The sequence below is a fragment of the Pseudomonas sp. EA_65y_Pfl1_P113 genome (assembly GCF_963970525.1).
Lineage (GTDB): Bacteria > Pseudomonadota > Gammaproteobacteria > Pseudomonadales > Pseudomonadaceae > Aquipseudomonas > Aquipseudomonas tritici.
Map to the genome: position 1 here is coordinate 25,082 of NZ_CAXAQM010000050.1, position 9,915 is coordinate 34,996.

A 9,915-nucleotide genomic window follows, 5' to 3' on the forward strand; every position below is an offset into this window, starting at 1 on the left:
TTAAATATCGCATCTAAATACAAATGAGTATTGTTTGATGCTGCATTTTTTTACGATTTATGAGCTCCGTTGCCAAACCCGTAGGCTTGCACCTCAGGCTGTACACGTTTTTTCGGCCCGGACGTGTAAAGAACCGTTGAAGAGCGCGCCCAGTTCCCTACTGAGCTCGGCAATTGCAACGGTAATTTTTATGAGCGCGCAGGGCGCATTCGCCCAAGAATCAAAAGAGATCCAAGACCTGGACGGCACAAAAGCCTCTCAGGAGGCGATGACGTTGCCGGCCCTCACAGTGACGGGCCGAAGCGATGAATCTACGACTGAAGGTACGAGTTCCTACACCACAGGCCAAACCGCAGCTGCGACCCGCTTGCCTCTGTCGTTGCGTGAAACGCCACAATCGGTAACGGTAATCACCCGCCAGCGGATGGACGACCAGCAACTGAACTCAGTCAAGGACGTGCTGGAAAACAGTACCGGGATCTCCTCAAGCACCAACGACACCGAACGGGTGAGCTTCTATTCGCGAGGCTTCCAGATCGACAGCTTCCAGTTCGACGGCATCCCGACGTCCTATTTCGAGGGAACGAGCTTCCTGGATACTGCGTTCTACGACCGCATCGAGATCGTACGCGGCGCCACCGGTCTGCTGACCGGCGCGGGCAATCCATCGGCGTCGGTGAACTTGGTACGCAAGCGCCCGACGCGCGATTTTTCAGCCTCCGCGTCGATCACCGCTGGGGCCTGGGACAACTATCGTGGCATGGCCGATATATCGACACCGCTGACCGAAGATGGCCGCATTCGTGCACGACTGGTGGGAGTTCATCAGGACCGAGACTCCTTTATCGACCGCTATCAGCGAAATAAAGATGCGTTCTATGGTGTCATCGAGGCGGATCTCACACCAGATACGACCTTGAGCCTTGGCTACGAAGATCAGGATATCCGAGCCGATGGCACGACGTGGGGCGGCATGCCGATCTGGTTCAGCGACGGCTCCAAAACCAACTGGTCGCGCTCAAAGTCCCTGGCCGCCGACTGGAGCGGCTGGGACAACTCACTGGAGACAACTTTTTCCAGTATCGAGCACCATTTTGACAATGACTGGACAGCACGCGCGGTGTTCACGCACCAGGAGACCGACTCCAATGCAAAGCTGTTCAGCGGCTCCGGATACCCTGATCGCGTAACCGGCCTGGGCCTGTTTCCGGTCGGTCTGGCGAGCAAGACCGCTACACGCCAGAACAGTTTTGATGCAATGGCATCCGGCCCCTTCCAGCTTTTCGGCCGCCGACACGAAGTGGTGGTGGGTGTCATGGGATCGAAGCGAACCTCCAACCAGGACAGCACCGGCTTTGTCTTTGGGCGCACCCCGATGGGCAGCATCTACGACTGGCGTGGCAATTATCCTGAACTGGATTTCGCCGCAGCGGGCTACACGCCCACCAACATCACGACCAAGCAAAGCGGCGTGTACAGCGCGGCGCGTTTCTCGCTGGCCGATCCTTTGAAGCTCATCATCGGCGGACGGTTCAGCAACTACGAGCTTGACCAGGACACCAACGGCGCGCGATTCCACTACAAAAAGACCGGTGAGTTCACGCCCTATGCTGGGCTGATCTACGACATCAACGACACGTACTCGGCCTACGTCAGCTATACGGAGATCTTTAATCCGCAGACCTACCGCGACCGCGATGGCAACGTGCTCAAACCCACGACGGGCAAGAACAAGGAAATTGGCCTGAAGGGCGAATATCTTGACGGGCGCCTGAATGCGTCGGTTTCTTTGTTCGAGGCACGATTGGACAACCTGGGCCAGATCGATGCAGGCCAGATTCTTTCCGATGGCACCCAGGCCTATTACGGCGCTAGCGGGACCAAGTCTCGTGGAATCGATGTGGACCTGCAGGGCGAGTTGATGCCGGACTGGAATCTCTACGCCGGAGTGTCTCACTTCACCGGATCCGATTCGTCGGATGCGAGGCTAAGCAGCCAATTGCCACGCACCACAGCGCGGCTGTTCACTACCTACCGGCTTCCGGGGGCATGGAACAAACTGACAGTGGGCGGCGGAGTTTCTTGGCAAAGCCGCTTTTACCAGTCCGCCACCAGCCCCAGCGGCGCGGTCACTGCCGAGCAGAAGCCCTATGCGCTGGCGTCGCTAATGGCGCGCTATGCCGCCACGGACAACATTGAACTGGCCGTCAACGTCAACAACTTGTTTGACAAGAAATACACCGTCATGAACGGCTTCTTCAATCAGATGTTGTATGGAGAGCCTCGCAATGTGATGGCAACGGTCAGCGTCAAGTACTAGTCCAGCTACCACCGTCAACTGCCTTCGTTAATGAGCAAGGATCTAACATGTCTTCTCCTCCCCAAAATACCAAAGCCGCCTTCCAAGGCGCGATCGTGAGCCACCATAAGAACAGGCTCGCGTTATTCTGGTTGACGACTGCCGTCGGCGCTGTGCTGTTTGTGACGCTTCAGTCCTTTTCCTATGTGAACGACTACGTGAAAGCGAACGGCACGACGCCCGCGATCACCTTCGACGCCGGCGCACTGTGGATGTTTTCTATCTTCTACGGCGGCTGGATCCTCACTGTCTTGCTCGCGTTGATCGGAACCATCCGATCCCAGTGGACTGTACTAATCCTTGGCGGCCTTCTGGTCTTCGTGAACAGTTTTACTGGCGTGTTCGACGGGCTGCGCGATGGTGGGCACATCGCTTTCTCGGCGCTTTTCTTCATAACCCTTCCCGGCGTGTGCGCCGTCGTGGCTACTTGGCGCCAACTCAATCAAAAAGGAACGCATCATGTCGATGAATAGTTCGCAATTTCCTTTCGTGTGGATGAGTTTTGGGCAAAACCCCGGACAGGATTCGCAGAAGGACTTCGATGAATTCGACGCCAATCTCAAACGCGGGGAACCGTTCGTGCTCTTGAGCGATACCCCACCGACCGAAGGCCATGAGCACGCGCCTGAAGAGAAGAAGCGCACAGCGCTCTGGATGAAAAAACACAAAGCCGAACTTCGCAAGCTGGTTCTAGCGATGATTATTGTTGAACCCAGCGCCGCGAAACGTCTGGGTTTCAAGGCGTTCGCCATTGTGTTCACCAAGTTCTGGGGCTACCCCTTGCTGTTGGCGGCCTCTCGTGAGGAGGCCATGGACATCGCAGAAGGGCTGCTAGCCAGGCAAACCTCATCTGCGGCTGACGGCAACACCTTCAAGCACTGAGCAGGCGCGTATCAAATCCTTTCGATCGCGCGGGGCGGCCTGTGCTCACGCCTTTTCAGGTGAGCGCGTTGCGCCTGATCCAAGCGCGATCTCCAACCTGAAAAAAGAGGAAGTACTCCATGAGAGCGATGGTTTATTACGGTGCCGATGACATTCGCGTCGAAGAACGCCCTAAGCCTGGCATCATCGATGCGACGGATGCTGTCATCCGCATGACTAAGACGACAATCTGCGGCACCGACTTGGGCATCTGGAAAGGCAAGAATCCCGAGATCGAACAGACCTCCCAGAATCGCGACGGTGTGTTCAGCGGCCGCATCCTCGGCCATGAGGGCATCGGCATCGTTGAGTCTGTAGGTGATTCGGTCAAGAACTTCAAATCGGGCGACAAGGTAATCATTTCCTGCGTCAGCCGATGCGGGACCTGCGAGAACTGCCAGAAGCAGCTCTATTCCCATTGCCGCAATGGCGGCGGCTGGATTCTGGGCTACATGATCGACGGCACCCAGGCCGAGTACGTGCGGGCGCCCTTTGCCGACAATTCGCTGTACCTGCTGCCCGAGGGGCTCAACGAAGATGCTGCGGTACTACTGTCCGATGCGCTGCCGACCGCCCACGAGATCGGTGTGCAGAACGGCGGCGTCAAGCCCGGGGACACCGTGGCGATCGTAGGCGCTGGGCCGGTAGGCGTGGGCTGCCTATTGACGGCACAGCTTTACTCGCCCAGCCAGATCATCATGATCGACATGGACGACAACCGCTTGACACTAGCCAGGGAGTTGGGGGCCACCCACATCGTCAATTCCGCAAGCGAAGATGCCATCACGCAAATCCTGGCGCTGACCGATGGCCGTGGCGTGGACTGCGCGATCGAAGCGGTGGGTATTGAGCCGACCTGGAACATCTGCCAGCACGTGGTCAAGGAAGGCGGCCACCTGGCCAACGTCGGTGTGCATGGCAAGCCGGTGAGCTTCGCCATCGAAAAACTCTGGATTCGCAACCTGACCATCACGACCGGGCTGGTGAACGCCAACACCACTAGCATGCTGCTAAAGTCATGTTGCTCCGGCAAGCTAGCGGTCGAGAAGATGGCGACACATCGCTTCGATTTCCAGGAGATCGCGAAAGCCTACGATGTTTTCAAACATGCGGCCGAGGAGAAGGCACTGAAGATCATCATCGACTATTGACCCTGGCAAGTGGGCGCCTTGCCCAGCACGGTGTCGTCGCCCCGAGGACATAAACCTATGGAAATAGGCATCTACACCTTTACCGACATCGGCTTAAGCGAGTCCGTAATCGGCGTTGTCCAGCGGACTCCCAAGATCATTGAGGAAGTTGTGCCCGCCGACTGTAGGCTTATCCGCCTTCGGTCTCGAGGAGCACAACGACCCAATAGCCGGCCCGCCTACGGTTCTCGTGATCCTCGCGATAGCCGCATCGCGCACCCGACAGATTCGGGTGGCTAGCGCGGGCACTGAGTTCGGACGGCTCGGTACGGGTCTTTGAACAATTCACGGTCCTGAACCTGATGTACCTTCTGCTCCCGTCATCCTTCGTTGACATCTAGTCCCTGACTGGCGCTCCGGTGCCATGGGGGCGGAGGCCGAGTTAACCTGATCGACACGAAGCAGTATGCATTGTGCCACCTGATGTTGCTCATAGTGGCTCCCAGCGGGCCTACTATCTGACAGGTACGGCGACGGTCAGGATGACGGAGACTACTGGCGAACTCTCGTAGCTAAAGGGCAAAACGATCGTTTATCAGCATCGAACTCCTGAAGATCGCCGCGAGATATTGATCAGTTCAAGGGGGCAGCGAACTGACGGCCGATGTCTTGCTTGAAATTGGTCGATTGCTTAGAAAGTCGGTGCTCGCCGGAACGACGACCACCTTGACCAACCTGGCCGGCAAGGCGCCACGATTGATCTGCGCCTGGTTGAGTGAGAACCACGCGGCTTTTCAATAACGGTGACATAGGTCAAACAGCCCATCCGTTGGCAAGTACCGCTCGGAATCGCATCACCGGTCCCGGGCGGCATATACATCAAAACGGAGGTTAGAGCTTAGGGAGCCTCACGAAAACCTACGATGGCCTTCACCTCCAGGAAATCGGCGATGGCCATCGGCCCCCATTCTCGACCATTGCCCGATTGTTTGTATCCGCCGAAAGGTGCAGCCAGATCCACGTTGGCATTGTTCAACAGGACTTGACCGGCACGCAGGCGCCGCGCTATCGCTTTGGCCTCATCCCGCTCGCCCTGTACGTAGGCGGCAAGTCCGTAGTTCGTGTCGTTGGCGATCCTCACCGCTTCCTCTTCGTCGTAATAGGCAATGATAACTAACACAGGACCGAATATTTCCTCGCGCGCGATGGTCATGTCATTGCGCACGTTGGCGAAGATGGTCGGTCGGACGTAGAAGCCGGTCTCGAGTCCTTCCGGACGGCCAAGTCCGCCGGAAACCAGAGTCGCCCCTTCGTCGAGACCCGCCTGGATCAGCCCCTGGATCTTGTTCCACTGCGCCTCGGAGGCCACCGGCCCCATCTTCGCATTGGCTGAAGGATGACCAACGGACCACGTTTCGGCTGCCGCGCGAGCATAGCCAATCGCTTCTGCGACCTGATCGAGGTGAACCAGCATCCGCGATGGTGCGTTGCAGGACTGACCACTGTTGAGCATGAGCTGTGCCACACCGCCCTCGACGGCCGATGCAAGATCAGCGCTACGTAGGATGATGTTGGGCGATTTGCCACCCAGTTCCTGATGCACCCGCTTCACCGTACCGGCTGCGCTGCGTGCGACCTGGATCCCTGCGGTTGTCGAGCCGGTAAAGGACACTAGGTCGACGTCTGGGTGGCTCGTCAGTGCATTGCCAACGACCGGGCCGTTGCCATGAACCAGGTTGAACACTCCTTTGGGCACTCCGGCGTGGTGCAAGATCTCGGCGAAGATCGTGCCCGAGAACGGCGCGATCTCGGAGGGCTTCAACACCATCGTGCATCCAGCGGCCAACGCAGGTGCGACCTTGGCGGCGATCAGCATCAATGGCCAGTTCCACGGGGTGATCAGGGCGCATACGCCGACTGCTTCACGCACAACTTCGCTTGTGCCCAAAGGTTCATCGAAACGATAGGTCGTTAGAGATGCCCGTGCGATCTGGAAGTGTGCAAGACCGGCTGTCACCTGCAATTGCTCGGACATCCATTGCGGTGCGCCCATTTCAGCCGTCACCGCGGTAGCGAGGTCGCCCGCTCGTTTCTCGTAGGACGCAATGATCCTATCAAAAAGCGCGATGCGCTCCTCGACAGACGTTAGAGAGTAAGTCTCAAACGCTTTGCGCGCGGCAGAAACAGCTATGTCGACGTCGCTGGTGTCGCCTAGCGCAACCTTGCCGATAACTGACTCGTCAGCAGGGTTGATCACGTCGAGGACGTTATTTCTGACGGGGCGAACCCAGGATCCATTAATATAAAGTTCAATATTGTTGCGCATGAAAAACTCCGTGGTTGTTGACGGATCCATTAGTATCTTCTACAAACCTGACGTCAATTAGGCACTTCAAGTCGCGCTAGTAGGCCAAGGGATACCAGGCATACCCGCTCTGTGCTCCAGGCGATTGTTGACTCGCCCGGTACGTCTTCAATGCAGGGGTAGGACTATCTGGCAGACGCCGTTTGGCTGCGCCGCTTGTCAGCCTTGATCTGCATTCGACGAATTGTTGACTGCCGTTTCCCGGATGCGCCGTCGCATTGAAATCAGCCAAATAAAAACGCCATGCCCGTCGGACACGGCGCGAGATGCAACGAGCCGGTTCAAGTCAAAATCTAGACCTCAAGCTATTGTGCTTCGATTAGGATCGACTAGGCCATCGGCGGATAGTCTGTATAGCCTTCTTCGGCACCGCTGTAGTACGTGGAAGCATCAGATGTTGCTATTGGACCATGTTGGCGAAAGCGTTCAGGCAGGTCCGGATTACTGATAAACAGCGTGCCAAATGTGACTGCATCAGCCAGACCACTTTGCAGCACCTGTTCCGCAGACGTACGGTCGTAGCCAACATTCAACACGAAAATCCCTGAGAATCGCTTGCGAGCGCCTGGCGCGAGAGGTTCAACGCCTTCCGGCAGAGTCCCGGACTCCATGAAATGCAGAATGCCAACGTTTTTCTTTTCCAGCGCTTCTACCGCGTACATATAGGTCTGCTCGAGATTGGAATCGCCCATGTCATTGTACGGAATGCGCGGTGACAACCTGACCGAAACCCGGGCCGGCCCGAAGACCTTTATCGCAGCATCAGTAGCCTCGAGCAGGAACCGCGCTCGCTTTTCAACGGTGCCACCATACTCGTCGGTTCGCTTGTTTGAACCGTCTTCCAAAAACTGCGCAGGTAGGTAACCATTGGCACCGTGAACCTCAACGCCATCAAAGCCCGCATCCTTTGCAGCCTGCGCAGCCTTTTCATAGTCTGCGATGGTGGCCTTGATTTCATAAAGGGTCATTTCGCGTGGGATTACAGAAGGTTTGATGCCTTCTGGCGTGAACGCTTGGCTATTGAAGGGGACGGCCGAAGGCGCCACCGGCAGTTCTCCATCATGAAAATCCGGGTGAGATGCTCTCCCGGTATGCCAGAGTTGGGCAAAAATCACACCGCCCGCTTCATGAACCGCCTGGGTTACCTTCTTCCACCCCGCAATTTGCTCGGGAGTATAGATACCTGGGGTATTCGTCCACCCAACCGCCTGGGCGCTAATCTGGGTACCTTCTGTGAAAATAAGTCCCGCCGATGCGCGCTGCGCGTAATACGTTGCAGTCAATTCGTTGGCGACCTGATCATTGGATCGCCCTCTGGTCATCGGGGCCATAAATACCCGATTCTTGAAGGTGAGTTCTTTATTACTCAAGGGGGTTAAAAGCTTTAGGTTTTCCATGTTTTCCTCAAATGTTGAATTTATTGATGTCCGCCCTTGCTTGATGATTAGTCAGGCGCGGCTTGACCAAAGAAGTGCTTCCTGTCGAATGAACCATTGGCGGCTTGCAACTCGCTGGCAAGAGTGACGAACGAAGGTGACGGCTCGGACCGCCTGCCTCAAAGCGAGGACTGCCATAATGGTATATTAAATAGACCTAGTGTCTATCAGGCACTTTTCGTCGCCCTAGTAGGTTCGAGGAAACCTAATGCATCGGCGCTTGAATGTTGAGCCATCGAGAGATGGCGTCGCGCGAATGAGCAGCGGCGGAACGCTCTGTATTCCTGATCGAAAGAGCCCGAGCGTAGATATCGTCGAAGTTGGCGAGATCAGCGAGTACGAACTAGCAGAGCCCGCGTATCGAGCGGATGGTACCCGCTAGCTGCACTTCCATTTGTGTACCAGGCCACGCAGTTCCATAGACGTGTGCCGGGTTCAGCGATTGCCGATGCAGGATCCGTCGACGGCGCGCTCATGCGATCCCGTGAAGCTGGGTTCCTTCCGGAACGCTCGTGGTGCTCGCAGCGTCGTCAACAGTTCGCCGGGGCGCATCGACCTCCGGCAGCTTCGTGAGCATCAATTCGTGCAGCGCCCGCAAAGGCTGATGCAGCGTGCGACCCAGCGGCGTGATCTGATACTGCACAGCAATTGGCGAGAGCTAAATCACCTGTCGCGGGACCAAGCCGTTGCGCTCAGATCGTATTACCATGACTCCGTATTGACAGAGCGGAGCTTTACTGTTGAAGACCTCACCGGCTCCCCGCCGCGCTCGCTGTCCGATAGGCTTCGCGAGAACATTGATATTTTCAAGAAATAGGCCCAGCCAACATTAAACTGCCGCATCTGCATAACTCTAAGAAGCCACGCAATTATTCAAAAGAGCCAAAGACTGACTGAAGTCGACCAAGTGGCAGGCTCTCCAACTAAATTAATTGGAGTGCACTTAGGCCCGGCCAAGCGATAACACCACATCAATAAAAATGGTGCTTTTTTATTAAAAATGCAAAATTGCACTGTAGTGCTCTGACGATGAGAGCGTTCAAACATCCTAAAGCTGAGGAGTTCTTACTTGAGCGTATTCTCTATGCTTCGAGCGCTCCCGCGCGCATGGAGATTATTCGTCACCTTGTTTGCCGGGCTGAAAAGATCTGTGGTGAGTTAGATGGCGGTCGACCTACATCAAGCGATTCCCACCATTTCAGAGTTCTACGCGATGCTGGGTTGATGCGTACTCGAAGCATACGCGCACCCCATATGAAATCTCTTCCCAATGACGAACTGGAAATGCGCTTTCCAGAGCTGTTAAACTCTGTACTAGGTCATTCGAAACAGGAGGATATATATTTGCAACATGCTTAGCGGAGTTCGGATCTCTTAGGACATCGCCACAACCTGCATATGACCTTCTTAATTATACTAGAACGGTCTTTAGTAGAGTCGCCCCCCAATCATCAGGGTAATGTATAGCTCTCGCAGTGCAATATCCACGGCAAATCGAACAATTAATATTGTTGACCCTCAATTATTAACACAAACAAGCATCGAATCAGAGGGCGCCCTCAATGTGTTCAACTAGCGTCGTTATGCACAGCACAAAGCACACCCAGCTATCTTTTTTAGGTTGAAGCAGTGGATTCGAGCTTCAACAAGGCAATTGAATTGGGATCGGAATATAAGATCAGTTTTTTACTGAAGTTCTACTTT

Annotated in this window: 8 protein-coding genes; 6 read left to right on the forward strand and 2 right to left on the reverse strand. The window is 55.6% G+C overall.

Annotation, left to right across the window (positions count from 1 at the left end):
- Nucleotides 1–190: 190 nt before the first annotated feature.
- The 4 genes from AACY52_RS26685 (at nt 191) to AACY52_RS26700 (ending at nt 4,431) form a co-directional block, all read left to right on the forward strand.
- A complete protein-coding gene (locus AACY52_RS26685) occupies nt 191–2,320 on the forward strand; it encodes a TonB-dependent siderophore receptor (protein WP_339425744.1) in 2,130 nt (709 codons plus the stop codon).
- A 47-nt stretch (nt 2,321–2,367) separates the two neighbouring features.
- Nucleotides 2,368–2,832 (forward strand): hypothetical protein, encoded by a 465-nt coding sequence (locus AACY52_RS26690; RefSeq protein ID WP_339421145.1) that lies wholly within the window; start codon nt 2,368–2,370, stop codon nt 2,830–2,832.
- Complete coding sequence (locus AACY52_RS26695) at nt 2,819–3,241, forward strand: hypothetical protein (protein WP_339421143.1); 423 nt, start codon at nt 2,819–2,821, stop codon at nt 3,239–3,241. Before AACY52_RS26690 ends, AACY52_RS26695 begins: the two co-directional genes overlap by 14 nt.
- Before the next feature lie 119 nt (nt 3,242–3,360).
- Complete coding sequence (locus tag AACY52_RS26700) at nt 3,361–4,431, forward strand: zinc-dependent alcohol dehydrogenase family protein (protein WP_339421141.1); 1,071 nt, start codon at nt 3,361–3,363, stop codon at nt 4,429–4,431.
- Nucleotides 4,432–5,308: 877 nt separating this feature from the next.
- Here the strand turns inward: AACY52_RS26700 and AACY52_RS26705 are convergent.
- Nucleotides 5,309–6,736, reverse strand: a complete 1,428-nt coding sequence (locus AACY52_RS26705; RefSeq protein WP_339421140.1) for an aldehyde dehydrogenase family protein — start codon at nt 6,734–6,736, stop codon at nt 5,309–5,311.
- Between the two features lie 368 nt (nt 6,737–7,104).
- The gene (locus AACY52_RS26710) at nt 7,105–8,172 is read right to left on the reverse strand and encodes an alkene reductase (RefSeq protein ID WP_339428280.1); all 1,068 of its coding nucleotides are present in this window, start codon (nt 8,170–8,172) and stop codon (nt 7,105–7,107) included.
- Nucleotides 8,173–8,659: 487 nt separating this feature from the next.
- Here AACY52_RS26710 and AACY52_RS26715 point away from each other — a divergent pair, with 487 nt between their 5' ends.
- Complete coding sequence (locus tag AACY52_RS26715) at nt 8,660–9,028, forward strand: hypothetical protein (protein WP_339560980.1); 369 nt, start codon at nt 8,660–8,662, stop codon at nt 9,026–9,028.
- Between the two features lie 212 nt (nt 9,029–9,240).
- The gene (locus AACY52_RS26720; protein ID WP_339437104.1) at nt 9,241–9,570 is read left to right on the forward strand and encodes a helix-turn-helix domain-containing protein; all 330 of its coding nucleotides are present in this window, start codon (nt 9,241–9,243) and stop codon (nt 9,568–9,570) included.
- Nucleotides 9,571–9,915: the final 345 nt, after the last annotated feature.

What these genes read in the sequence shown, in the direction of transcription:
- AACY52_RS26690 (WP_339421145.1), top strand. Translation starts at nt 2,368, where the DNA reads ATGTCTTCTCCTCCCCAAAATACCAAAGCCGCCTTCCAAGGCGCGATC.
- AACY52_RS26710 (WP_339428280.1), bottom strand. Translation starts at nt 8,172, where the DNA reads ATGGAAAACCTAAAGCTTTTAACCCCCTTGAGTAATAAAGAACTCACC.
- AACY52_RS26715 (WP_339560980.1), top strand. Translation starts at nt 8,660, where the DNA reads ATGCAGGATCCGTCGACGGCGCGCTCATGCGATCCCGTGAAGCTGGGT.
- AACY52_RS26700 (WP_339421141.1), top strand. Translation starts at nt 3,361, where the DNA reads ATGAGAGCGATGGTTTATTACGGTGCCGATGACATTCGCGTCGAAGAA.
- AACY52_RS26685 (WP_339425744.1), top strand. Translation starts at nt 191, where the DNA reads ATGAGCGCGCAGGGCGCATTCGCCCAAGAATCAAAAGAGATCCAAGAC.
- AACY52_RS26695 (WP_339421143.1), top strand. Translation starts at nt 2,819, where the DNA reads ATGTCGATGAATAGTTCGCAATTTCCTTTCGTGTGGATGAGTTTTGGG.
- AACY52_RS26720 (WP_339437104.1), top strand. Translation starts at nt 9,241, where the DNA reads ATGAGAGCGTTCAAACATCCTAAAGCTGAGGAGTTCTTACTTGAGCGT.
- AACY52_RS26705 (WP_339421140.1), bottom strand. Translation starts at nt 6,736, where the DNA reads ATGCGCAACAATATTGAACTTTATATTAATGGATCCTGGGTTCGCCCC.